The organism is Bacillus sp. CZDM1, assembly GCF_055502545.1.
The window spans coordinates 85947-112083 of the sequence record NZ_JBUESO010000014.1 but is presented as its reverse complement, the minus strand read 5'-3'; the positions used below and the strand labels follow the sequence as shown (position 1 = coordinate 112083).

General features: G+C 38.6%; 22 protein-coding genes. 2 read left to right on the top strand and 20 right to left on the bottom strand.

Translation table 11 applies throughout. The annotated features are described in order from the left end of the window. Positions 1 to 291: 291 nt before the first annotated feature. From ACY3XC_RS24165 to ACY3XC_RS24155, 3 genes are all read right to left on the bottom strand, one after another. Positions 292 to 3189: a hypothetical protein gene (locus ACY3XC_RS24165; protein WP_464870852.1), complete on the bottom strand. Its 2898-nt coding sequence runs from the start codon at positions 3187 to 3189 to the stop codon at positions 292 to 294. Between the two features lie 244 nt (positions 3190 to 3433). Continuing rightward, positions 3434 to 4672: an allantoate amidohydrolase gene (locus ACY3XC_RS24160; RefSeq protein ID WP_464870851.1), complete on the bottom strand. Its 1239-nt coding sequence runs from the start codon at positions 4670 to 4672 to the stop codon at positions 3434 to 3436. Positions 4673 to 4998: 326 nt separating this feature from the next. After that, positions 4999 to 5766 (bottom strand): VCBS repeat-containing protein, encoded by a 768-nt coding sequence (locus tag ACY3XC_RS24155; RefSeq protein WP_464870850.1) that lies wholly within the window; start codon positions 5764 to 5766, stop codon positions 4999 to 5001. 132 nt (positions 5767 to 5898) lie between these two features. On the opposite strand from ACY3XC_RS24155, the gene ACY3XC_RS24150 reads away from it, so the two are divergent. Then, positions 5899 to 6390, top strand: coding sequence for a hypothetical protein (locus ACY3XC_RS24150; protein ID WP_464870849.1), 492 nt, complete (start codon positions 5899 to 5901; stop codon positions 6388 to 6390). A gap of 397 nt (positions 6391 to 6787) precedes the next feature. Here the strand turns inward: ACY3XC_RS24150 and ACY3XC_RS24145 are convergent, their stop codons facing one another. Genes ACY3XC_RS24145 through ACY3XC_RS24135 form a run of 3 tightly spaced genes read right to left on the bottom strand, consistent with a single transcriptional unit; the run spans position 6788 to position 10655 of the window. Further along, positions 6788 to 7984: a Ger(x)C family spore germination protein gene (locus ACY3XC_RS24145; RefSeq protein WP_464870848.1), complete on the bottom strand. Its 1197-nt coding sequence runs from the start codon at positions 7982 to 7984 to the stop codon at positions 6788 to 6790. Then, the gene (locus ACY3XC_RS24140) at positions 7977 to 9083 is read right to left on the bottom strand and encodes a GerAB/ArcD/ProY family transporter (protein ID WP_464870847.1); all 1107 of its coding nucleotides are present in this window, start codon (positions 9081 to 9083) and stop codon (positions 7977 to 7979) included. Before ACY3XC_RS24140 ends, ACY3XC_RS24145 begins: the two co-directional genes overlap by 8 nt. 3 nt (positions 9084 to 9086) lie before the next feature. Further along, complete coding sequence (locus ACY3XC_RS24135) at positions 9087 to 10655, bottom strand: spore germination protein (protein ID WP_464870846.1); 1569 nt, start codon at positions 10653 to 10655, stop codon at positions 9087 to 9089. A 485-nt stretch (positions 10656 to 11140) separates the two neighbouring features. Here ACY3XC_RS24135 and ACY3XC_RS24130 point away from each other — a divergent pair, with 485 nt between their 5' ends. Next, the gene (locus ACY3XC_RS24130) at positions 11141 to 11305 is read left to right on the top strand and encodes a hypothetical protein (RefSeq protein WP_464870845.1); all 165 of its coding nucleotides are present in this window, start codon (positions 11141 to 11143) and stop codon (positions 11303 to 11305) included. Between the two features lie 96 nt (positions 11306 to 11401). Here the strand turns inward: ACY3XC_RS24130 and ACY3XC_RS24125 are convergent, their stop codons facing one another. The 14 genes from ACY3XC_RS24125 to ACY3XC_RS24060 all read right to left on the bottom strand — a co-directional run bounded on the left by ACY3XC_RS24125 (position 11402) and on the right by ACY3XC_RS24060 (position 26137). After that, positions 11402 to 12145, bottom strand: coding sequence for a DeoR/GlpR family DNA-binding transcription regulator (locus tag ACY3XC_RS24125; protein ID WP_464870844.1), 744 nt, complete (start codon positions 12143 to 12145; stop codon positions 11402 to 11404). 28 nt (positions 12146 to 12173) lie between these two features. Then, entirely contained in the window at positions 12174 to 13091 is a 918-nt protein-coding gene (locus ACY3XC_RS24120; RefSeq protein ID WP_464870843.1) for a ribokinase, read from the bottom strand. A gap of 5 nt (positions 13092 to 13096) precedes the next feature. Next, complete coding sequence (locus ACY3XC_RS24115) at positions 13097 to 14092, bottom strand: ABC transporter permease (protein ID WP_464870842.1); 996 nt, start codon at positions 14090 to 14092, stop codon at positions 13097 to 13099. Then, complete coding sequence (locus ACY3XC_RS24110; RefSeq protein WP_464870841.1) at positions 14073 to 15596, bottom strand: sugar ABC transporter ATP-binding protein; 1524 nt, start codon at positions 15594 to 15596, stop codon at positions 14073 to 14075. The genes ACY3XC_RS24115 and ACY3XC_RS24110 overlap by 20 nt, the downstream gene beginning before the upstream one ends. 71 nt (positions 15597 to 15667) lie before the next feature. Then, positions 15668 to 16756, bottom strand: a complete 1089-nt coding sequence (locus ACY3XC_RS24105) for a sugar ABC transporter substrate-binding protein (RefSeq protein ID WP_464870840.1) — start codon at positions 16754 to 16756, stop codon at positions 15668 to 15670. A gap of 30 nt (positions 16757 to 16786) precedes the next feature. Continuing rightward, entirely contained in the window at positions 16787 to 17743 is a 957-nt protein-coding gene (locus ACY3XC_RS24100) for a sugar phosphate isomerase/epimerase family protein (protein ID WP_464870838.1), read from the bottom strand. Between the two features lie 480 nt (positions 17744 to 18223). Next, complete coding sequence (gene yidA / locus ACY3XC_RS24095) at positions 18224 to 19045, bottom strand: sugar-phosphatase (RefSeq protein WP_464870837.1); 822 nt, start codon at positions 19043 to 19045, stop codon at positions 18224 to 18226. Between the two features lie 301 nt (positions 19046 to 19346). Then, positions 19347 to 20816, bottom strand: coding sequence for an alpha-ketoglutaric semialdehyde dehydrogenase GucD (gene gucD / locus ACY3XC_RS24090; protein ID WP_464870836.1), 1470 nt, complete (start codon positions 20814 to 20816; stop codon positions 19347 to 19349). Between the two features lie 24 nt (positions 20817 to 20840). Next, positions 20841 to 22013, bottom strand: coding sequence for a UxaA family hydrolase (locus tag ACY3XC_RS24085; RefSeq protein ID WP_464870835.1), 1173 nt, complete (start codon positions 22011 to 22013; stop codon positions 20841 to 20843). Next, entirely contained in the window at positions 21979 to 22305 is a 327-nt protein-coding gene (locus tag ACY3XC_RS24080; protein ID WP_464870834.1) for a UxaA family hydrolase, read from the bottom strand. Before ACY3XC_RS24080 ends, ACY3XC_RS24085 begins: the two co-directional genes overlap by 35 nt. Continuing rightward, positions 22289 to 23212, bottom strand: a complete 924-nt coding sequence (locus ACY3XC_RS24075) for a fumarylacetoacetate hydrolase family protein (RefSeq protein ID WP_464870879.1) — start codon at positions 23210 to 23212, stop codon at positions 22289 to 22291. The genes ACY3XC_RS24080 and ACY3XC_RS24075 overlap by 17 nt, the downstream gene beginning before the upstream one ends. 43 nt (positions 23213 to 23255) lie before the next feature. Further along, the gene (locus ACY3XC_RS24070; RefSeq protein ID WP_464870833.1) at positions 23256 to 24539 is read right to left on the bottom strand and encodes a TRAP transporter large permease; all 1284 of its coding nucleotides are present in this window, start codon (positions 24537 to 24539) and stop codon (positions 23256 to 23258) included. Continuing rightward, positions 24536 to 25072 (bottom strand): TRAP transporter small permease, encoded by a 537-nt coding sequence (locus tag ACY3XC_RS24065; protein ID WP_464870832.1) that lies wholly within the window; start codon positions 25070 to 25072, stop codon positions 24536 to 24538. The genes ACY3XC_RS24070 and ACY3XC_RS24065 overlap by 4 nt, the downstream gene beginning before the upstream one ends. A gap of 57 nt (positions 25073 to 25129) precedes the next feature. After that, entirely contained in the window at positions 25130 to 26137 is a 1008-nt protein-coding gene (locus ACY3XC_RS24060) for a C4-dicarboxylate TRAP transporter substrate-binding protein (RefSeq protein WP_464870831.1), read from the bottom strand.

Here is a 26137-nt window from a genome sequence, read left to right as displayed (position 1 = left end):
CCCTAATATCACATTCCGAATTGCCTTTACCTTCTTCAAGGAGACTTCGACATTTTTCTAACATTATTTCTACTAATCAATCGATTGATTAAAACTGAAAAATAGCCCTTATAATCAATCATTTTATCTTGAAAAAATAAAAAGGAAGTCGAAATGTGAAAAGTAATTTTACGATTTAAATGGCGAAAAGCAAAAGAGGACAGGTTACTACGAATAACCATCCTCTTGTTATACAGCAATATTCAAATTAATTGGTAGGGAAAAAGCCGCCAGAACCTTCCACTTGGCATACTATAAATTAAGATCTAAAGTATTTACTTCCTGCCCGTCAACCAATAACTTTCCATCCAAAATGGTGAATCTTTTGCCAATTGTAAAGTATCCATGTTGGTAATCTTGAACAGAAGCAAGTTCATAATCCCCATCCGGAAGCCGGGACTGAAAAAAGCCATTTTGAATCCAAATATTTTCTCCCATTCCCCCAGTTTCACCTGTCGAGTTGATACTCAAGTAACCTTCCATGACCGGTTCTCCACCAACAGTTACGTTTCCTGTTAAATTTAAAGGAGGAACCTCGATTGTTAGTTCTTCTTTCTGTTCACCGTTAACATAGATTACACCAGAAACAATGCTAAAATCTATATTAGGGTTGAACGAGGTGCCATCATTTAGGGTTACATAGTAAACCCGATAATTTCCATCCTTCAAACGGGAATGAAATTCGCCTTCTTCATTTGCATAGATCCAGACAGAGTGTGGATAATCCACCCCTCGTTCCATGATTGATATACCCCCACTAACCGGGTTTCCTGAATCAAAAAGTACCCCTTTTACTGTTACAGGGGGAACAGAAATGTTTAGACTTTCCTGCAGCTGCCCACTAATATATAGTTGGCCGGATACGACCTGGAACTCAATTTCAGGACTGTATGCTCCACCACCCTGAAGATAGACATTACTTACCCTATAAGTTCCATCAGGAAGACGGGATTGAAATTGACCATCTTCATTTGCCCAAGCCATCAACTGTAATGGGTTGTCAGCATTATACATTTCCATGATGTTAATCTGCCCAGCAAATGGATTACCTGATTCTGTCAAAATTCCTTTTAACGTAACAGGCGGTATTGATATCTCAAGAGTGTCTTGTATTTGGCCATCTATATTTAATTGACCCGAAACGATACTGAACTCTTTTTCGGCACGGAATTCTGTTCTGTCGTCCAGACTTACACTAGACACCGTATAATCGCCATCCGCGAGGCGGAAGTTGAATCTGCCTTCCTCATCTGTTCTTCCCCAAAATGTTTGAGGATTAGCCTCATTATTAGTTTGCGAGATAGATAGGCTGCCTGTAATAGGGTTGCCTGATTCTGTCACAAATCCGGTTAACGTCACTGCTGGAACGGAAATCTCTAACTGATCCTGCAGCTGCCCATTGACGTAGGTTTTTCCATCAAGAATTGAAAATTCCTGATTAATCGTTACAGATGTTCCATCCTCAAGAAGAACATGGCTAAACATATAGTCACCATCTGTCAGGCGCAAAGTGAATGTTCCATCTGGATTTAAGCTTTGTCCGCTGCAAAAGCTTTGGTCATTAGAACACACATAGTAGGAACCAAACTTTACTGCCTGTTCTCCTTCCTTAACAATGCCTTGTAAACTAATTGGAGGTACCTGTATTTCCAGTAACTCTCGATTTTCGCCATCAATAAATAACTGGCCATTGATGATATCAAACTTAGTTGAGACCGAGAACCCCTCTTGTCCATCTATTAAGGAACCGTACGATACTTTATATGATCCATCCTTCAGCCGTAACGAAAAGATACCTTTTTCATCTGTTTCCGCATGGTGCCATTCATAATTTTCAATATTATCGATATTAACTCGACCTTGTACGGCCGTTCCTGAATCGATCAATTTTCCGGAAAGAGTAATCGGAGGTAGTTCAATGGTTAACGTCGATTTGACCTCACCCTCTTGAACAAGTTGCCCTTCACGGATTTCGAAAGAAACGTCCACACGTGTATTACTTAATTCCTCATTAATCTCAATTATTTTATACTGCCCATCCTTCAGCCTGTATTGGAACTTCCCTTTGGAGTCCACGACGGAAGAATAATAGTTATTTTCTCCGTCAGCTGTTTCTCCCGTGAACGTGATATTTCCATTAGAAATAGGCTTATTGCCATCCATGATAATTCCTTGTACGTTTACATCAGGAACCGTCATTTTAACTATTTCTGTCTTTTGCCCATCAATATAAATGTCCCCATTCATCACTTCAAACGTAATGTGTTTCCACGATGAGTATGTACCGTGATTGACACTTAGGGAATACACTCCGTCAGACAGTGCCCTTAAGGAAAACGTCCCTTGTTTATTCGTAATAACTTCCTGGATAAATTCATCGTATTCAATTCCTTGTTTCTCTAATACGATGTGAGCCCCAGATAATGGTTTGGATGAATCAGCAAGTTTTCCGGCATATTTTTCAATTGGGACAGTAATAGCCAGATGGTCTTCAGGCTCGCCATCTATTAACACGATTCCGCCTTCAACTTTAAAGCTTAACGCATAAATATATATGCCCCCATTAAATTCTATTCCATTAAGGTAGTAGTCTCCGTCAGGAAGTGAAGCAGTAAAGCTTCCATTACCCTTTGATGATACAGTATACACATCTGCCACGTTTCCATTGTGTTCTTTTAACAAGACCAGGTCGGCTTTTAGTCCTTTGCTTCCTTCCTTAATTGCACCAGTCAGATTACCAGATTGGGCTGAAGCATTTTTGCCTTGTTTTTTTTCAGAAAGATTAATTTCTCCCTGAATTTTTCCATCTTTGACTACAAAACTTTTATTTGTACCATACGTATTAGAACCGCTGCCTGCGATTCCTTTAATAGCGTAGGTACCATCAGTTAATTTTGTCTTAAATGTTCCGGAAGCATCTGTCCTTGTTTGGATCCAATTTGACCTTCCTTTTTCCTGAATCATAACAAGGACATTTTCTAAGGGTGCTCCTTTATCTTTAATAGTTCCATATACCGCTGATTTTATTGAATCCGTACCCTGGACTTCGGCTCCTCCTTTACCATTAATCTGGGAAGCTTGTACATTTCCAATTGTATAGCTCATAAAAACTACTAATAACAAAAACAAATACAACCCCTTTTTAACCATTCATGTTCCCCCCACTTAGATATTGGTAAAAATAACAGTCCTCAAAAACTATTACACTCCCAGATAATTGTATTCGACTTTAATCGATTTTTCCCTTGTAATTTTCTCCATTCTTTTGACAACAACCTATCAACTTTCGGCAAGTATAGAGTCTGGAAATGCCGCGGGAATGCCGTGGGGACGGTTCTCATGGTTTTTATGACCACAAGAACCGTCCCCATGGTCTCCCACACTCTTCTAGCCACTAATAAGATACCTTTGCAGTATGAAGGACTGCTGCCTCTAATACATGGATCCCCGTTAAGATATCCTCCATTTCAGTATGTTCATCTGGGTGATGGCTTAAGCCATCCACTGATGGGATAAAGATTAGCCCTGTTGGACCAAAGCCAGTCATATTCATAGCATCATGTCCTGCCCCGCTTTGCATGAGCTTATAAGGTAATTGGTTCTCTTCACAAATATTGCTAAGCACTTGGCATAGGTCAGAAGATAGAAGTACGGGTTCCTCGATACTGAGTTCCTTATAATCAATGTGAAGCGCCCTTTTCTGTCCAACCGAAGCAATCGTTTGATAAAGGCACTCTAGTACCCTCTGTCTTGACTCAATCGAGGAAGAACGAATATCAATTTTCATTTCTACTTCCCCCGGTACGACATTCATAGCCCCCGCCTTAACCCCCAAGACACCTACTGTCGCGACAGTCCCAAAGGTTTCTTCAAGATTTGCTGCTTCTTCAAGCTCTAATGAAATCTCAGCTGCTCCTAAAAGAGCATCCTTTCTCATGTTCATCGGTGTGGTCCCGGAATGAGAAGCTTTTCCGAAGATGTTGACAATAAATCGGGCAGGAGCAGCAATGCCCGTTACAATACCAATTTTTTTCTTTTCTGTTTCCAACACTGGCCCTTGTTCAATATGTAGCTCAAAAAACGCCTCGAATCTTTCATTTTTGCGGCTCGCTTGATCAATCCCATTAAAGTCTAGAGCGCAAAGGGAAAAGGCCCTTTCCATCGAAATCCCATCATGGTCGGTTAAGTGGCGGTACTTCTCCTTATCAATTCGACCTGCCATCGCTTTACTGCCAATGGTGGAAACACCAAAGCGTGAAGATTCCTCACAAGCAAACGAAATGATTTCAATTGGATGTTCGGTCACAATCCCTTTCTCATTTAGGCGATTGATAATCTCAAGTGCAGCCGTTACACCAACAACGCCATCGTATTTACCACCCTGATAGACTGAATCGATATGGGAACCCATCACCACCGGAGGAAGATCATTCCGTTTTCCTTCACGTCTCGCAATTAAGTTTCCAGCAGGATCGAGTTTGACAGTCATTTTTGCATCCTTACACATCCTCATCAGGGCATGAGTGCAAGCTTGCTCTTCTTGCGTATAGGCAATTCGGGTAATTCCCTTCTCACCTGAATTATACTGATGGATTTTATTTAAAAAGGTTTCGTATCTTTGCCTATTTTCCATAGGAGTACCCTCCGTTATAGTGAATTCAACTACAAAGTAATATATTTATGTTTATCGAGACATTGGTACCAAACTCCAAAGAAAAACGGTAAGTATGAGCGTTCGTTATCATTATTGTAATATGGATGATTATAATTATCTATCAAGTATAGTACCGGATTCAATGAGGACGGTTCTTCTCCTGGTCTTTTTTTAAGTGAAGACCACAAGAACCGTCCCCATGGTCTTCTTTTCAGTAAAAATAAAGACCTGTTCTCATCCCAAGAACAGGTTCTTATCTGTGATGTCTATTTTCGACTAATTTTTTCATTCAATTCCTTGCTATCCTAATATCCAAAAATCGCTACATTCTGATTTTGCAAAACAAACCTATTATCCTTCCATCCTAAAGTGTTCAAAACATAACCTAAAGAATCCGCATTATATCTTCCTGCAATTTTTTGATACGCCAAAAGCTCAAACACTTTATTTGAATCAAAATCTACTGGATATAAGCCGCTTAAAGGATTTACAAAACCAGTAATAGGGCTTTTCAGTTTACCGTTTGCATCATATATTTCATTTAAATACCCAGCACCTCTTGTTGAAATGTCTATCAGGTACTTTTTATTATTGATTTCACTGACAACTTCCACTTTGTAATGGTCTTGATACGTAACTACATATTGGTATTGTTCATTATATACATTGAAATCAAATAGTAATTGAGGTGTATTTTCCAAAAAAGAATAAATATAATGGTACATGATTCCCCCGCTGCCAGCTGTAGCAATACTTATTAAAATATCATCTATCCCATTGCCAGTAAAATCGCCCAAGAATATTGTAGGATTGTAGCCGGCATTCTCACGAAGCGGAACACTTTTCACCTCGCCAGTTCTTCCATCTTGAACATTCAGGGTGATATTTTGAGTAAATGGACTAGCAGGAGTCTTTATTCCAGTTAAATAGACATTATCAAGTACTCGATCCCCAGTTACATCACCACGTGCAAACGAAACCATACTATGCAGATTCATCGTTGTCCTAGAATAATAGTTAAACATAACCTGCTCCTTTCCATGATGACGACCATCATCATAATTGCTCTTCATGAAGTAATATCAAAACCCCAGCATCATAAAATTTATAAGGCAAACTGATTTTCAATTAGCATATTATACGCTCTGCGCACTCGAAGTTTCCGAAGGATTTCGTTAATGATTCATCAAAATGGAGGGGAAAAAATGAAGAAATACGGTTCTTTTTCTGGTACGGTTACCATGATTCAAGATTATTTAGTAGGTTCAGATGAAGAATTAAAAGGATGCTTTAAATTAATGTCACTAGTAGGAGACGATGGTTCAATCGTAAATTTCGTTATTAGTCCAACAACCTATTTTCTAGACCATGTTATGGTTTCAGTTGGAGACACTGTAACAGGTTATTATGATGTCAATGTACCTGTCATTCTTATTTACCCGCCACAATATCAAGCACTTATTATCGTAAAAAATAACCCTTATCAACATGTAAAGGTAGACTATTTTAACAGCCAGCTCGTGAGTAGTGATGGTCAGTTACAATTGAATATCTCTAGTTATACTCTTGTTTTATTACAAAACGATCAATCTTTTACATTGAGTCCTGCAAACCGAAATCTACTCGTTGTATATGGTCCTGCCACATTCAGCATACCAGCCCAAACTACTCCTTATAAAATCATTGTTTTGTGTTAGAAAACTTGGGGGGGTGCAATGGGGACGGTTCTTATGGTTTTTAAGACCACAAGAACCGTCCCCATTGCTTCTTTAGAGAATCCTTCATTGCAAATCATCCTTTCTTTTTAAGGTTGCCTTAGTTATATAATCCATCTACTTTGTGCAAAGCTATTAATTTCATTATATAACCAATTTCTTGAGTGGAAATTAATTCAATTCCGACAATATACCTCCACACAACCTTAGAATTTTATTTAGGATTTTGATTATTTTTCCATGGGGGATCACCAAATTTATGGAGCACTTTATTTAACTTATAAATTCCTAGTGGGATGAACAAAGAGAAAACTGCATTTATGAGGATGAGCTTCGAAGGAAGTCTTCCTATTATAAAGTCCCACATGGTTTACCTCCTTTATTTTTGGGTTTCCATGATCGTCCCGATACTACGTACAATGATCTTGGCATTAACGCGTATGTTACTTTTTGAAAAATAATGTGAACCACTCTCCCAATCATTTTTAATGGATTTCCAACTATCATAGTGTTCTTGATGTAAATAGGAGCCTAATCCTAAAACATCGGCATTATATTCCTTTTGCGTTTTTTCAATCACTCCTGCTGTTAATTTCTCAATTTCTTTCGCCACTTTTTCTTCCAATTTAGCAACCGTTTTAGGTTCAGATATAAGATAATTTCCAAAACCCTCACCCCAATTACCTTCAACCACAACATCAATCGTAAAGTCTATTTGATCTTTATTGGTGACATTCGCATGTATTTTTCTTTTTGCATCACTAATTTCAAATACGGCCAATTGACCATCCATAATAACTTCAATAACCCCTCCTTTTAGTTCACCTGTAATAAAATTGGCTCCCATTGTTTCCATTCCATTTAAGGTTCCAATCATTTTTTTACTATCTCCTTTAAAAATAGCAGAGCCGGACAAATCTGCTTTTTGACCAATCGACTGAATGAAAGGAATGAGGAAGCTGTTGATTCCCAGTAAATATTTATGGACCTTTCCAATATTCACTGGAGGTAATAGCTCCCCATTTTTGTATGCATTATCTGTTATCGAATCAATATACATAACAGGTAATCTCTCTACTTTTGTTCTTGATTCTAAAATATCCTTGGTTGTATCCTTAGTGATCATGATCTTTGTTTCTCGTCGCATTTCATGATCTCGCAAGTAAAAATCTAATACCTCAGGAAGATATCCCTTTTTCGCTACTTCGTCTGAGATTATGATCATCTTAATATGCTGGAAATATGGGGATCGTGCGATTTTTTTCGATATATTACGATTAATTTGAAACATTGTATTACCGCTGGCCGCAACATTTAGAAACGGATCTTGAATGTGACTGGAATCTCCCCCTTTACCTTGTAAAGCACTTGGATCCACAAATTGAAATGTCACCTTAAATCTCTCTTTAGCAATGGAATCCTCGGTCGCCTCTGCCTCATCTCGATCCTCTAAAGTGTCATGATCTGAAGGATCGATACCCACTCCTATCACATATCCACGTTCTTCACTCTCAACCTGATCCCAACATCCAGTTAGAAGCAAACATAAACTGACATATAATAAACCTTTATACATTCCCCTTCACCCCGCTTATTTTTGCGAAAATGAGCAGTAGAGAAGGAATAATCATACTGAACACGATACCTAAATAACTGATAAATAATCCAAATGTTGAAAATTCATTAAAATCCTGAGGTGTCATCGCGATTATATAAATGATGGGTGTTAAGACAAAGATGAACGTTATTCTCTTTATCTTTTTGAAGATTGCACCAAGTGCCAAAAGAGTGACATCAAATGCCATTGCAGCTGTACTGAATAATGTCATAACCCATATCGTGAAGAATAAGGATTCAAATCTCTCAAAAAATCCACCCGGTACTTCCACTTGTTTTGCTAATTCTGCTGTTGGGAAATTGAGATTAGCCGTAACTTCTACGCTAAACACACCAATTACTGTAAAAAACACAATCAGATATAAAAGAAAGGCAATGGTAATTCCAATTAGTGAAGCTTTCACAGTCTTTTTCGGTTGATTAATATGTACATTATAAAATAATAAAATCTCAAAGCCTAAGAAAGAGAATACTGTTTCCTTTGAAGCCTTAATGACATCGAACCACCCCGTAATAAAAAAAGGCTTGATATTTCCCATTTCAAAAAATCCGATATTAAAAATGATTAAGATTAATACAATAAAAAGGATGATGGGTATAAACATAATATTTAATCGTAATAACGCAGTGCTTGGACCTGCTACTCCATATACAACCACTAACAGAAAAACGAGACAAATGACTTCGACAGGAGTGACATCAAACAGATATAGCTTGGCAATGCTCGCGACGCCCCTCATTTCATAACTAACAAAGAGCATCGTATAGAGAGCAAATAAAAAGGTGATACCCAATGCAACAGGCTTATTAAAAATGGACTTCGAAATGTCAAAAAGGTTTTTCTTAGGAAATCTTGTAATTAATACTGCAACCACTCCGGTAAAAATAAGTGCAACGAATGCACCAAGACAAATGGATATCCAGCCATCTATTGATTTTGTGACATCTACAATGGCACGTGGAAGGGTAAGAATCCCAAAACCAATAATCATATTAGCGACCAGGAATATGACTTCCTTTTTTCCAATTTCCTCGTCACCATATTCAAAGGATTTCATGAGCTACTCCCCTTTTGTATCCATACGTTTTTCATCTTCCGTTTGCATAAATTTAGGTCTTCTCGATAACATGATAAGAGGAGCCCGGATAACCAAATCCATTAAATCATGTTTAAAGTTAGGTGAAAATGGCGCTGTGTAAGGAATCCCAAAGCTTTTAAGTCTCGCAAGATGAACATTGATCATAATATAAGTTAAAATAATGCCATAAAGACCGAAAATACTTGCCGTAAGCATGGTCACAAAGCGAAGCATCCGAAATGCAATTCCCGCACTATAGGAAGGAACCGCAAAAGAAGCAATCGCAGTAACAGAAACGACTATTACCATGACAGGACTGACAATACCGGCTTGAACTGCAGATTCACCAATAACCAAACCGCCTACAATACCAATCGTCTGACCAATTGGCTTTGGTAAGCGTAGTCCTGCTTCTCTTAACAACTCCAACGTAACTTCCATCATGAATGCCTCCACCACTGCCGGAAAAGGCACACCTTCACGTGTAGCAGCGATTGAAAATGCCAGTTTTGACGGAATCATTCCCTGATGAAAGGAAACAAGAGCTATATATAGTGCTGGAAGAAACAAGGAAATAAAAGCTGCACCATATCTTAATATTCTAATGAGAGAACCGATCATCCAGCGTTCATAATAATCCTCTGGCGATTGAATTAAAGCTACAAACGTTACGGGTGCGATTAAGACAAAAGGTGTTCCATCTAAGATAATGACGACTTTTCCTTCTAAAATCGAGGCACAAGCCTTATCAGGCCTTTCCGTATGAAGAATCTGAGGAAAAGGAGACATAAAACTGTCTTCAATCCATTGTTCAATGAACCCCGACTCTGGTGCATCATCCATATCGATTGAATCCAATCTCTTTTTTACTTCCTTGACAATTCCAGGGTGAACAATACCATCAATATAGACAAGGAAAAGATCCTTTTTCGAACGCCTCCCAACCTGAAAGTTTTCAAAATGAAGATTTGGATCGCGAATATTTCTTCGGATCAGTACTGTATTTGTCCGCACGTTTTCAGTAAACCCTTCTCTTGGTCCACGCACTAATGCTTCTGAAACCGGCTCTTCAATTCCTCTGCTTGCCCAACCCTTCGTACCAATCAGTAATACATCCGTTGTTCCCTCTACAAAAATGGCGGTTTCTCCCGAAAGAACAGCAAACATCACAGCATCGAGACTTTGAACTTTTTTCAGCTCACCTATTGAGAGGATTTCATTCTCCAGTTCGATTAACAATTCCTTCTCATTGGCTGGAATTTCTTTATTTGCTTGCGCCATACCAAGCTGAATATTATTAAGAATTTGCGTATTTACAATATCCTTGTCAACTAAGCCATCAATATAAACAATCGCACAACGATGATTGGAATTTCCGATGGTAACGATTCGAATGATAAGATCATTGGGAGAATGCAGCAGCCTTTTAATTTGTTCAATATTTTCCATAAGAGTAGGAAAGATTTGATTTGGACTTTCGTGATTTTGCTTCTTCTGATTTACTTCGTGCTTCATCTGTTGCAAGAATCTTTCTTTTAAAAAGCGAAACATCACATGCATCCCCTCTAAGAAGTAAAAGTAACCAATTTTTAACACGAATTTTTTTTAGTTTGTGATAAATACTGTTAACTATGCAAAAAAATAATGACAGTAAGCCCGAATGATAAAAACAATTCCACACCCTTTTATGGAAACTAACCATCCCCGGTGCGATCAGCGCGTTTATAGGGGCGGCTTTTCTTAGCAGTTTGCCTGGAGGTAAAATTAAACCGTTTTTTATAGATGATGGAAAGCTATGTAATGAACAAAAAAGAGAGGTTTCTAAGTAGCTAGAAATCCTCCCTTCTTATTACCATGAAACTACTATCCACTCATCCTGCTTTGCGTTTGAAAAAGATTCCACGGTCTATCTCGAGCAAGGGGGTATGGTCTATTAAGTGTGTCTATACAATCGAAACTGGCCGCATTAGCGGTAAACTTAAAGAGGATAGAAGCGATACTATCCTCTCCACCAAAATCCGCATACGCGCGAAGAAATGTGGAGATTCTTTGATGATTTAACTAGTATCGGGGAAATCGTGGATAAAGAGGGCTCTGTTGATAAAGCCGTCACTACATTTACCGAGGTGCGAAAGGAAATCCCGAACGAAGAACAACTCGAGCACATCCAAAACTTTGTTAGTGGGAATCGGAAGAAATAAAAGTACCGCAGGGACGGTTCTCATGGTTTTTTATATGTTTAGTGCATACCACAAGAACCGTCCCCATGGTCCCCGATTGGCTCCAATCACCGACTTCTACTCCACAATGTAATACTGTATTTTTCCATCTAGCCCTTTTATTTTTTTCTCCGTTACTAGAATACATTGATTTAATTCAAATGCCTTACATAGGGTACTTTTATTATACTTAGAGCTATCTGCCAATACATAACACTTCTTTGAATTAGTATTTACGATCGTTTTTTTACTAGCTTCTCTGAAGTCAGGTGTATTGACTCCCATTTCATTGCTAAAGCCACTTGCTCCTAGAAATGATCTATCAAAATACAGATTTTTTAGAGTGTTGTCTGATAAAGGGCCACTGATTGAATCTAAATTTTTATTAAAGTCTCCACCAATTATGATACAACCAGTAATATTTGGGTTGTCTAATTCAGATAAAACTAGAATGTTTGAAGTGACAATACGAACGTCTCTAGCTTTTATATATTTTACAATTGCCGCACAGGTTGTTCCTGAATCAACATAAATGACTTCTTCATCCTTAACAAAAGAGGCTGCGAATTTAGCAATTCGTTCTTTTTCATCCATATTCAGGAGTTTCTTTGTGCCAACTGGCAACTCAAATGTATTAACCTTTCGTTTAACAGCTCCGCCTCTAAGGACAGTAATTTGGTTTTCTTCTTCTAGATTTTTTAAATCTCTACGAATAGTGGATTCTGAAACATCTTCAAAGATTTTTACAAAATCTTCAATATACATTAGATCCTTGTTTTCTAATTCTTCTATTATTTTTTCACGTCTTACATAAGGAATCATATTCAAAACCTACCTAACTAACATTGGGCTATACATCTAAACTAGATTCAACTTCCTCTAAATAAGGCATAGCATCCTGGCCGCCAATTTTAGTAACGGTCTTAGAGCTAACTTTCGATGCGAATTTACCCATTTCATCTTTACTTAAACCATTAATCAAACCATATGCAATTGCACCGATATACGAATCCCCAGCACCAGTTGTTTCAACTACATTTACCTTTTCAGGTGAGACACAAAACGTATTTGTTCCATCATATAAAATACTGCCCTTTTCACCTAAGGTGATAATCAAGAGATCTCCAATCTGTTTAAATAAAGGATCGCAGGATTGTAATGCACCCTCAACCGTAGAAATTTCATGATTAGCATAAAAACTTGCTTCTGCTTCATTTACAACCAAGCAATCAATTAACGGCATTACATCTTCTGAAAGATTGTAACTTGGTGCTGCATTTACGATCACATAGCAATTATGTTTCTTTGCTAATTTTATCGAATACTCGACTACTTCTCTTGGAATTTCTAATTGTAAAATAACAATTTGACTTTTCTTTATAATCGACTCTGCCCGCTCAATATCCTCAACGGTTAGTGAATAATTGGCTCCTGTTGAAATCGTAGAAAGAAGTCTCCCATCAGGGAAAGAGTTAACGATTCCAAGACCCGTATGCGTTTGGGCTAATCCGATATAATCCGTTTTTACCTTATATTTTTTCAAGGAATCAATTAATACAGTACCAAAATGGTCATTACCTACACTACCAATCATGTAGGTTTCAAGGCCCAATTTTGAACATTGAACGGCTTGGTTTGCCCCTTTTCCACCGCCACAAAATGAAACCCCATTAACCGTTATCGTTTCACCAATTTCTGGTAATCTTTCCTGTTTTAATACGATGTCATAATTAAGGCTGCCAATGACAGCTACTTTGTTATTTTTCATAAAGCCTACATCCCTACACTTTTTGGATAGTTTGGATTTCCATTTTTATTTTTGACTGCACGAAGTTTTTTAAATTTATCTTGGATTACTTCAGAATAAGCTGCAACTACTATAATGGCACCTGTTGCAATATATTGCCAGAAAGAGTCAACTCCCACTACAACCAAACCTACCTTTAATGCTGACAATAGAATAGCACCAAGTAAGGTAGCAATCATATTTCCTTTACCACCTGCTAAACTTGCCCCGCCAATAGCAGCAGCAGCAATCGCATTTAATTCATAGCCTTGTCCAGTAGCAGGTTCACCAGAACCTAGACGCGCTAACAAGATCATCCCGGCTAAAGCAGCTCCAACTCCACATAATGCATAGGTTAAAATCTTCGTTCGGTCAACATTAACACCTGACAGTTTTGTTGCTTCTTCATTCCCACCAATAGCAAAGATATACGTTCCTAATTTAGTATACTTTAAAATAATGTGGCTTACTATTGTAAACGCAATCAATATTAGGACAGAAACGGGAACATCTTTAACAACATCTCCTGCAAGCATGGATCTAAAATTATCAGGAATATCCAATACTGGCCAGCCGCCTGTATAGATATAGGCAATACCTCTATATGCACTCATGGTACCTAATGTGGCAATGAATGGTTGTAATTTAAACTTTGTGATTAATAGTCCATTTATTACACCTAGTACAAAACCTAACACCATACCTACTGTAATAGCTAAAACGGGATTCATTCCCCTTACCAATAAGTCCCCAGTAATAACAATGACTACTGCAAAAATGGAACCAATCGATAAATCAATTCCTCCAGTTATAATCGCATACGTAATACCTATGGCTAATAAACCATTAATGACGGTTTGATCAAAAATATCTAGTAAATTACCACCACTTAAATAAATGGGTTCTATTGCTGAAAAAATAATGACCATCAAGATAATGGCAAAAACTAGACTAGCTTCACGACTAAATAACTTGGCTTTCATCTATGGTTACCCCCATTGCATATTGAAGTACATCTTCTTCCTTAAGTCCTTTATTTTTTAACTCTATTACTTTTCGTCCTTCTCTCATGACAATAATTCGGTCCGACATGCCAAGTATTTCAGGTAATTCAGAAGAAACGATGATGATAGATTTACCTTTTTCCAAAAGCCCTTCCATTACACGATAGATTTCTGCCTTCGCTCCAACATCGACACCCTTAGTTGGCTCATCTAAAAACAGAATGCTTGCATCAGAAGATAGCCATTTGGAAATAACTACTTTTTGCTGATTACCCCCACTTAGTTCATTTGTTAAATAGTGAGGATTTGCAGGCCTTAAATTGATTTCATCTATATAGGTCATACAATTTTCTGTTTTTTTCTTATGGCTAATCAAACCAAACCTGGTGAATTTTTCTAATTTAGTTAAAGCAATATTATCAGCATTATTAAAGAATTTTAGAAATCCTTGCGTTTTTCGATTTTCTGGAACAAGTCCAAGTCCCAATTTCACTGCCTGCCCGGAAGACTTTATTTCAACTTCTTTGCCATTAAGCAGGATGGTACCATTTGTTTTCTTTTCTGCACCAAAGATGGTGCGGATAACATCGGTTCTTTTCGAGCCTACTAGTCCAAAAAAGCCCAGTATCTCTCCCTTTTTTAAATGAAATGAAATGTCTTCATAAACATTATTAATCGTTAATCCTTTAACCTCTAACACAGTCTCTTCACCGATCATACCTTTTTTATTTCTGACAGCAAAAGAGGAAACATCCCGACCAACCATTTTCCTGATTAATTGCTCTTTACTTACATCTTTAACATAAAAGGATTCAATAAAAGTCCCATCACGAAGGACAGTTGCTCGGTCGCAAATTTCAAAAATCTCTTCCAATCGATGACTGACATATAAAATCGTAATCCCATTCTGTTTTAATTCATTAATGATTTCAAACAGGGAGTCCGTTTCAGATTTTGACAAGGAAGCTGTAGGTTCATCAAAAGAGATCACTTCAGCATTGTGATACAGCGCCTTTGCAATCGCAACCATTTGCATTTCCCCTGTACTCAATGAGCCTGCCCTATCTTCACTTTTAAAATTACATCTTAATTTTGATAGAATTTCGTTTGCCTTTTCATGAATGGATTTACTGTCTATTAACATTCCTTTTTTGGGTTCGTACCCCAATACGATATTTTGACCAACCGAAAGTTCTGGTATTAAACTTACCTCTTGATGTACCTTAGAAATTCCGTGATGGATCGCATCATTTGCATTTTTAAATTTTACCATCTCATTATTTAAATGTACTTCCCCATCATATTCTGTAAGTACACCATGAAGGATATTTAATAAGGTTGATTTACCAGCACCATTTTCTCCCAAAAGGGCATGAATTTCTCCTTTTTGTATATCAAAACTCACACTATTTAATGCCTTTACACCTGGGAATACCTTAGAAACATTATGAAATTTTATGATCTTTTCCATTTGGTCTTTCACTATAAAATTCCCCTTTTTATTACTATAGCCGAATCTTCAATAGATTCGACTATAGTTATTTTAATCAAATTTTATTGAGCTAGTTCAGGTTCAGTCCAGCCAATAATCTCTTCAGCTGGTGTATCTACATTTGTCGAATCGATTAATGCCTGCGGTGTCCAAATAACTCTAGGTAATTCTTGACCACCGATTTTTCTAATCATCATTTCGACTGCAATTTGTCCTTTATATTTAGGGAAGGAATCAATGGTAGCGTCAAGCTCACCCTTACGAATGGAATCATAGGCTTCACCAATTCCATCCACACCCATAACAAGAATATCTTTTCCAGATGCATTTACAGCTTCCTGTACACCTAATGCCATTGTGTCATTGTTAGCAAAAATAGCTTTTAAGTCAGGATGTTTTTTGATCCAAGTTTCTGCTGTATTCTTTGCCTTTTCGCGATCCCAGTCGGCATTTTGTTTTTCAACAATTTCAATTCCTGGTGCGTTGTCTTTGATCCAAGATTCAAAACCTAGTGTACGTTGTCGTGCTGCAAAGGCTTTAGGCATACCTACAACAATAGCAACCTTTCCTTTTCCATCAATTTTTTCGGAAACCCACTCAGCTACTTTTTCGCCATTTTCTATCGCTTTTGGCCCAACAAAGTGAGGCGCTTCCGCAATAATACCATCATTTACGTTAATAACGGGAATATCATCTTCTACTGCCTCTTCTACCCCAGGAACAAGATTACTATCAGAGATTGGTGATAACAATAATCCTGAATATTTTTTATTAATCATATCTCTAACGATAGACAATTGCCCTTCTTCATCTGCTTCCCCTTGTGGAGATTTGACATCAGCGTTAATATTGTAACCCTTGCTATTGAATTTATCGGCACCTATTTCCATGCCTTCCTTTAGTGTTCTCCAGTATTCATTTTCAAAAGCTTTTGCTACACCGCCAAGGTTCAATTCATCGGAAACTTTTGGTACTGCACCTAGCTCATCCCTAATTTCTGAATAGAGTTTACCATCTTCTGTATCAGGATTAAATCCTGTATTTTCTTTTGTTCCGCCGCCACTTGTCCCATTATTGCTGCTGTTAGCGCTACACGCACCTAACAGTAAAGAGATTGAGACCATTGATGCAAGAAATATTTTTTTATTCATATCCAATAACCCTCCTATATTCTACTATTATTATTTTGTTGTTACGGTTGAGCTTACACTTTGCAAGAATTTCATAAAAAGTTGTCTTGCTTCTATTGCACTATTTTTACTAATAACATTCTCTATATGACTCAATCCTACAGAATCGATCAATCTATTAATCTCATGAATCATTTCGACATTTTGTTGAATTTCTGCTAACGGTTCTTCTCTTACCGGAAATGTATCAAAGTAAATAGCGCTTTCATAATTACCTTTCTTAAGGTAATACATAAATTCCAATGTTTGCATGAACGAAACCGTTCCAACCATTAGGCCATCATCGTGTTGACCATACCCATCATTAATATGTACGCCGAATAACTTATTTCTCTCTGTTACAATACTTAACCCATATGCTGGATTTTCTCTTTTCATTAACATATGACAATAATCAACTGTTACCCCTACATTTTCTCTATCAATCTCATTAACCATTAACATGGTAAGACCGATACTATCAATGAATGCATAAGATCTTTCTTGATAAGGCTTATATTCAATACTAATCTTTAAATCAGGAGCATAATCTGCAACTTTTCTGATAAAACCTTTCACTTGACTCCAAACCTTTGGGTAGTCAATTTGGAATGGATAGTCAAAACCATCATATCCTAACCAAAGTGTGATGACTTTACCATTTAGTTCTCTACAAGCATCGACTGCTTGATAACATAACTTTAATGCGTCTTCTGCAATCTCAATATTGCTATTCCCTAATTCTCCATTAATAAAATGTTTCCGAAATCTTAGAGCCAGTCCATTAACTTCTAACCCAGTATCTTGCAACTTGTTAGAAACTTCAGAGACAGTATACTGTTCAAAGTGCTCCGGAAAGTTAAGGTCAACAGAAGTGATTCCATCAACTTTCGAAACCAAATCAATTGCTTGTAAAATATCACCATTGACAGTTGGGAGAACTGAATTTATCCTTGTTGCTAACTTCATTGATAACCACTCCAAAACTTGAATTTAGAAACCGCTTTCTGATTAATACTTTACCATCATGATTCCAAAGATTCAATAAATTTTTTCATCTTTTTTCATCTTTTTTCATAAAATTTAATCTTTATACTAAAAAATGTCATTTATTTGTAAAATAGAATAGATTCCACTTAACATTTTCAATAAATTTCACTTTATTTCATAAATACAGCACTTTTTAGAAAGCAGTATAGATTCCTATCTTAATCACTTAGCAGTAACTATCATTTTGAAATTAGTTGTAGTGCGGCACGGAATTTTAGAAGTTAAATAACCATGTAGAGATAAAGTTAGCGAGTGGAAGCAGGAGTTCTAGAAGAAAGAGCTGGTAGGTTTGAAACGCCTTGTTCATTTACTGTAAAAAATCTTACAAACTGATAGTTGAAAAGGCGGAAGGAACTTGCCCTCCACCTTTTGTCATACTTTACACCGTTAAGCTTCAGCTCACTGGTGCTCTGACCCCAGTACTAATTTTTCAATCGCATAGGCAACCCCATTTTCATTATTGGATAATGTATGGAACTGAGCCGCTTCTTTTACGACAGATACAGCATTGTCCATGGCCACTCCACAGCCAGCATACTCAATCATACTTAGATCATTTTCGCCATCCCCGATACAGATGACCTCTTCCTGCTTAATCGAAAGTTTTTCGGCGAGAAGTCTTACTGCATTTCCTTTGCTGACACTTGGGTCAAGGATTTCTAAAAAGAACGGAGTACTTTTAACGAACGTATATTTATCCCAAAACGATTCAGGTATGTTTGCAATGATCGTATTCAAACGTTCCGGCTCATCAATAAACATAACTTTCGGAATCAGCATGTCCTTTGGTACTTCATCAATTGGCCGATAATGGAGAGAAATTTGATTGATATGGGCTTCATGAATGGTGTATCGGCTTATCTCTCGATTAGGGGTATAAAGATTTTCTGTGTCAAAGAAATGGAGCGGTGAATGGAGCTTTAGACTTAAATCGTGTAGTTCTTTTAAGTTTTCATAAGTTAAGGTAATTTGGGATTCGACATCCTTGGAGTATGTATTTTGCACAAGAGCACCATTAAAGGTAATCACATAGTCCTCTTCGTCATTTAATTTCAATTCCTCAATAATCGATTGGACACCAACAATTGGCCTCCCCGTACAAATTACCACCTTCACTCCTTTAGCTTTTGCAGCTTGAATGGCGTCATTTACTTCCCTTGTAATTTCCTTTCGATCATTCATCAGCGTTCCATCGATATCGATTGCTACTAATTTATACAAAACGTTTCCTCCTGATTCTTAGTTGTCAGTAAAGCATATTATTATAGTACAAGAAGGATAATGATTAATCCAGATAACTCCATCCATTTGTCGTGAATGTATGTGGACAAGTGCTTTGCTAAAACAGAAAAAATTTATGCAACGATTAAATAAGAAGTCTAAATAATCATAAAAAAGCCACTGTATACAAAAATTCTGAAACAGTGGCTTTTTTTCATCTGTTCAATGGGAACAGTCTTCATAGATTTTTGTTTTTTAGTGATGACCACAAGAACCGTCTCCCTGGAAACCCCGTGGCCGACTAAGTTCCTTTCACAAACACCGTCTTTATAGCCGTAAAAAACTCTTTAGCTGCTTCTCCCTGCTCCCTAGATCCTGTGCTGGATGCTTTCATTCCGCCAAATGGTGCCTGAAGCTCTACACCAGCACTTTCTGCATTAATTCTTACAAGACCCGCTTCCATGTCATCCATAAAACGTAATAAAGAATTAATGTTGGTAGTAAATATAGAAGCACTTAGTCCATATTTTGTATCATTGGCAATCTCAATAGCTTCTTCTATTGAACCCGCTTTAATTAAAGCAATAACAGGTCCAAAAATTTCTTCTTGAGCAATCGCCATTTGTGAATTCACATTTTCAAAGATAGCTGGAGTAATGTAAAATCCATTTTTCCACTCCCCTTCATCCAAGACAATACCGCCTAAGATCAAGGAAGCTCCTTCCTCTTTTCCTTTTTCAATATATCCAATGACTGTATTTAACTGGCTTTCACTGGCACATGGACCCATCCATACACCATCCGCCAAACCATTGCCCACTGTAATTTTTTTCGTTTCAGCGATCAATTTCTCCTTAAATTCTTCATATACAGCTTCTTCTACAATCACTCTGCTTGAGGCTGTACACTTTTGTCCTGTGGAACGGAAGGCCCCGCTGATAACCGCTTCAACAGCCTGGTCGAGATTGGCGTCCGCCGCAACAATCACAGGATTCTTGCCGCCCATTTCCAATTGGAATTTGATACCTCGATCGGCCGCTGATGTTCCTACCGTTTTACCAACACCTTCAGATCCTGTAAAGGTAATGGCATTTAATAATGGATGATCAATTAATCCCTGTCCGATAACAGAGCCTGATCCGGTGATAAAGTTCAATACACCTTCAGGGAAGCCGGCCTTTACAAAGCAATCGACAACCTTAGCTGCTGTCACTGCGGCTTCCGAAGCAGGCTTCAGCACAATGGTATTTCCGTAAACAAGGGCAGGGGCAATTTTCCAAATAGGGATGGCAACTGGGAAATTCCACGGAGTAATGACTCCAACAACCCCAAGAGGCACCCGTTTGGTAAACAACAATGCATCCTTATCAGAAGACGGAATCACATCTCCATCTTTACGCAGGCCTTCTCCTGCATAATAGCGAAGAATGGCGACCCCTCTGGCCGTTTCACCTTTCGCTTCCGGAAGTGTTTTACCCATTTCTCTTGTCATCGTTTCGGCAATATCATCAAGATTTTCTTCAAGAATATTGGCTGCCTTAAACAGAAGCTGTCCTCTTGCCGACTGACCAAGCTTGCGCCAGGCCTTTTTCGCACGATGAGCCGCTTCAACAGCTTTGTTCAAATCCTCAATTGTTGATTTTTGCACATAACCGACAATCTCTTCTTTGTTTGCCGGGTTTATACTCTCGATAACTTCCTGTGCAGAAGATTCAACCCACTCGTTAGCAATGAAATTTTTATAAGCCTTTTCCTTATTTATCGTTTGCATACAGCCAACCATCTCCCTTCCCTTTTAAAAAGTAGGACCAATTCTCCAAATCCCAAAATCGTGCTGTTTTAATATTTCAGCCTTTGTTAATTTGCCAGAAGAAACCTTCACGATTTCATCAAAAATTCGATGACCTACTGCATCAATCGATTCCTTCCCTTCAATAATGGTCCCGGCATTTAAATCAATATTCTCTGACATTCTTTCAAAAATGCCGCTATTCGTTGATATTTTAATAGCAGGGGCAATCGGCGATCCTGTCGGAGTTCCCCTTCCAGTCGTGAATAAGACAACCTGCGCACCGCCGGCAACCATTCCAGTTAACTGTTCAATGTCATGTCCAGGTGTATCCATCCAAACAAGCCCTTTTTTCGTAGGCTCCTCAGCATAATCAATAATCTCCTGCAGCGGTCTCGTTCCCGCTTTAGCGGCAGCCCCCAATGATTTTTCCTCAAGGGTGCTGAGCCCGCCCTTTTTGTTTCCAGGGCTTGGGTTTCCGGTGCGGATGTCGACGCCCATTTGCAGTGAGCGGTTTTCCATTGCCTGAATGATTTGATAAGCCTTTTTGGCAATCTTATCATCGACAGCCCGCTCAGCGAGTAGGTGCTCGGCCCCGATTAGCTCAGTTGTTTCTGCTAAAATAGCAGTCGCACCGCGGTCAATAATCATATCACTGACATATCCAACCGCAGGGTTTGCTGATAAACCTGAGCAGGCATCAGACCCGCCGCATTCAGTTCCAATAATTAATTCACTAATGTCACAGATCTCTCTTGTTTGAGCGGAAGCCTCTTGGACCATTCTTGCAGCGATTCTTGCTCCTTCTGCAATCGCCGACAATGTGCCGCCCTCATCCTGAATCGATACAACTTCTACCGGTTTATTGTATTTTTTTAGTTCACCCGCTACACTTCTGGCTTGGTGGGTTTCACAGCCTAATCCTAAAACCACAACTCCATATACATTCGGATTTGCCCCCATTCCTACATAGGTACGGAAGGTTTGCTCATAGTCAATTCCGACTTGGGCACATCCATGCTGATGAATAAACGATACCGTTCCATGGACCAACTCCGTAATTTGTCTAGCTACTTGGGTCGCACATGTGATCGTTGGTAAAATTAACACATGATTACGTACTCCTACTCTTCCATCCGCTCTTCTATATCCCCAAAATTGATTGTTGGTTAGTTCCAACCTGATCACCTCTTCCTCTTACACCTTCGATATTATGAATATGAACATGCTCTCCCGGTTCAATAACCTTTACAGCTCTTCCAATCACTTCGCCGTATTTTAAAATATTCGTCTCTTTTGGAATCAAAGTTAACGCAAATTTATGACCAAACTCGATATCTTTTAGCAGCTTGACCGATACCTTCTTATCCTGGGATTCAAGCGTAACAACGACATTAGCCGGAATAAATTCAAGGGCTGTTGCGACATTATCGTTCGGCTTAATCATGACTGCTTTATAATTTTGATCCATTTGGCAAAGCCTCCTCTGCTAAAGTCTTTACCGGTGCTTTCACCGGATTTCTTAATACACCAATTTCCGGAATTTCAATTTCAATGAAATCTCCATCCTCGAGCGTAAATTCATTCGGCGGCACAATACAGGTTCCCGTTAAAAGAACAGTTCCATCAAAAACAACATTATCTCTTAAAAGGAACGAAATTAATTCATCATATTTCCTTTTTAATTGTTTCGTGTTGGCGTACCCCTCCACTACCTGTTCTCCATTCCGATAAATCCTGCAAATGATATCGAGATTATAGGGATCTTCAACGGTATCAGTCAGGAGCAATGCCGGCCCAATTGAGCAGGAATTCTTCCAAATCTTCGCCTGTGGGAGATAGAGTGGATTTTCCCCTTCAATATCCCGAGAGCTCATATCATTTCCAATCGTGTAGGCCAAAATTTCGCCATTACGATTGATGACAAGTCCCAGTTCCGGTTCAGGGATCTGCCAATTCGAATCACTTCGAATAAATACATCTGTGTTCGGACCTACTAATCTAGCAGCAGTAGATTTTATAAAAAGCTCTGGGCGTTCCGCATCGTACACCTTGTCATAAAAGGTTGTTGCATCTAATTTTCCGCCGGTTGCTTCATAATTTCGTGCTTCTTTACTCTTTTCATAGGTTACCCCAGCAGCCCATACTTCGGGCGCTTCAATGGGTGCAAGCAAGGAAAGCTCCTCAAGCCTTATCTTTTCTGGCAGCTGATTTTTAATCACTTCCTTAATGAGCGAGGAAGGACTTTGATTTTTATCCTTGGCATATTCTACTAATTCCAAAAAGTCCTTATATAGGAGGTTATATACCTCTGATTGATCGGTTAGTGCAGCTAAAACGGTTGAGCCATTATCATCTTGATATCGAATAACCCGCATCATGATATCTCCTTTTCTATTCATTTTTTAAGGGGTGAAATTTTTACATCATCATACTAGGTAACCATAAGGAAATGGCTGGTATAAATGTAATCAGCAATAAAGCAATAATTAGAACAACATAAAACGGAAGAACTTCTTTTAAAAACTGCTCTATTTTCACATTAGCTGTAGAACAAACGGTAAAAATAGCAGTTCCTAATGGAGGCGTGATGGTCCCAATTCCAATATTGAATAGGAAAACCATTCCTAGATGTACGGGATCGATGCCGTAGGCCTGACCCATAGGGATAAGCAAAGGAGTTAAAATGACGATGGCCACATTTCCTTCAATAAACATCCCTAGAATTAATAAGAAAAGATTTAAGATTAATAGGAAAGCAATGGGTGTACTTACTAGGTCGGTTACATATTGAGTGGCTACATGCGGGATTCGTTCCCACGTTAAGATCCAGCCAAACGCCGAGCCCGCAGCAATGATGATTAAAATGGATGCAGATGTTGTTACAGATTCTTTAAGTGCCTCTTTTAAATGAGACAGCTTCATTTCACGATAAAACAAAAATCCGATTAATAAGGCATAAACAATGGCAACGGCTCCCGCTTCAGTAGGGGTAAAAACACCAATGCGAATTCCCCCGATGATGATAACCGGCAATAATAGGGCGAGAATGGCATTCTTTGATGCAGTGAACACTTCTTTAGGACGAGCCATTTTTTCTCTTGATGGAAGATAGCCTCTTTTTTTCGATACGAAATGAACGGCCATCATCATTAAAAGGCATGTCATCAAGCCTGGTACAATTCCCGCCATGAAAAGCTTCCCGATGGAAACATTTCCGATATACCCATATAATATCATTCCGATACCCGGCGGAATTAATGGTGTGATAAGAGACGATGCTCCGATCACAGAGGCCGAGAAACCTGGGGCGTACCCCTTCTTCACCATCTGCGGATGCATCATTTTTGCCTGCATCGCCGCATCTGCCAAACCAGATCCTGACAAACCTCCCATGATGGTACTCAGGACAATACTTACTTGAGCCAATCCACCAGGTAGATGTCCGGTTATTACTTCAGCAAAGTTGGCAATTCTGCGGGTAATCCCTGTATAGTTCATTAAAACGCCAGCGACCACGAAAAAGGGGATGGCAAGAAGGGGAACGGATTCGATCCCTGCAATCATTCGCTGCACGAGCAGCATGGGTTCTACTTGCATGGAAAGTAAGAAATAGATTAAGCAGCTTCCTATAATTGCAAAGGCAACGGGAATACCGATTAAAAATAGGACTAATAAGGATACCGAAGCAACCGCTACTGTCATATTTTCGCCTCCTCTTGTGTTGTAGTTTGGTAATCTTCTATTTTACGGACTGTATGAAGGGCTTGGGTTTTTTTCAGGATTTTTCGGATTCGCAAAATAATATGAGTGGCGGCAAAAAGCCCGCCCAAGACCACCGCAATATCAATATATATGTAACTAATTCTTAGAACGGGTGTCAGACGTGATGCGGCTTGTGCGGTTAATTGACTTCCTAAGAAAACAAAAACAAAAATATTAATAAAACCAACGATCAATTCTTTTCCTAATAAAGCAAACCTTTTGAAAGAGGGATTTAGCTTTTCTACAAAATAATCAATACCAACATGTCCGTTCTCTTTTTCAACGACGCTTGCTCCAAGAAAAGTGAACCATACGAATAACGCTAGGGTCATTTCTTCAGTCCAAGTTAGAGGCTCTCCTACTATGAATCTCATAAATACCCCTATTACCGATACGCTAATGATCAAAATGAGCGAAATAGAAGCAAATATGTTATCAAGATTGGCTATCCCGCGTCCCAACTGCTTTAACATCGAATCATTCACCCCTTTTTTAATGGGGATGAGCATCCTTCACATCCCCAATTATCCCTACTGCTTCAATATCTTTTGAACTTTGTCGTACAATCCTGGGCTCCATTCGTCCATTTCTTCATAAACGGACTTCGTCGCTTCTTTAAACGCCTTTTTATCTGGCTCGACTACTGTAACCCCAGCATCCTTTAAATCCTTCAGCACGGATTCCTCTGATTCTTTTACTTTCTCTTCCATAAACTTTCCGGCCTCGTCACCAGTTTCCTTTAACACTTTCATGACATCTTCCGGAAGGCTTTCCATATAAGACTGACCAGAAATCCACTGAATAATCATATTGGTATGACCCGTTACAGATAAGAATTTAGCTTTCTCATAAACTTTTGATCCTTGGATAACAGGAAGCGGGTTTTCCATCCCGTCAATGACACCTTGCGCAATCGATGGGTATACTTCACCAAGCGGCAGCGGTGTAGCGGTTGCTCCCATTTTCTCCATTATTTTTATGGATAACGGATTACTTGGGACACGAACTTTAAGTCCTTTTAAATCCTTTGGTTCCTTTACTTCTTTCGTAGTAATTAGGTGACGGTCACCATAAATCCACTTGGTTGAAACAATATGCAGCCCTTGACTTTGCAGGTCTTTTTCTAACCCTTTAAACCAATCGCTGTCAGTTACTTTAAACAAGTCCTCATAGTTCTCAGATAAATAGGGAGCAGAGAGGATACCAATGTCTGGAACATAATCCATTAAAAAGCTGGCATCAGCAATATGAATAATATTGGCACCTGTTTTCATCTGTTCAATGGCATCCTGCTTTGAACCAAGCTGTGAACTTGGATAAAGCTCGATTTTAATTTTCCCGTTGCTTTTTTCTTCAGCTAGCTTTTTCCACTCCTGTGCCGCTAAATCTACCGGCTCACCGGGCTGATTTTCATAACCAATTTTAATGGTGTAAACATCCTTCTTCCCTGATGCGCCTTCCGATTTACCACATCCAACGAGTAACATAGAAATACACAAACATAATGCTAAAAATATTGCTGCCCCTTTATTTTTCAC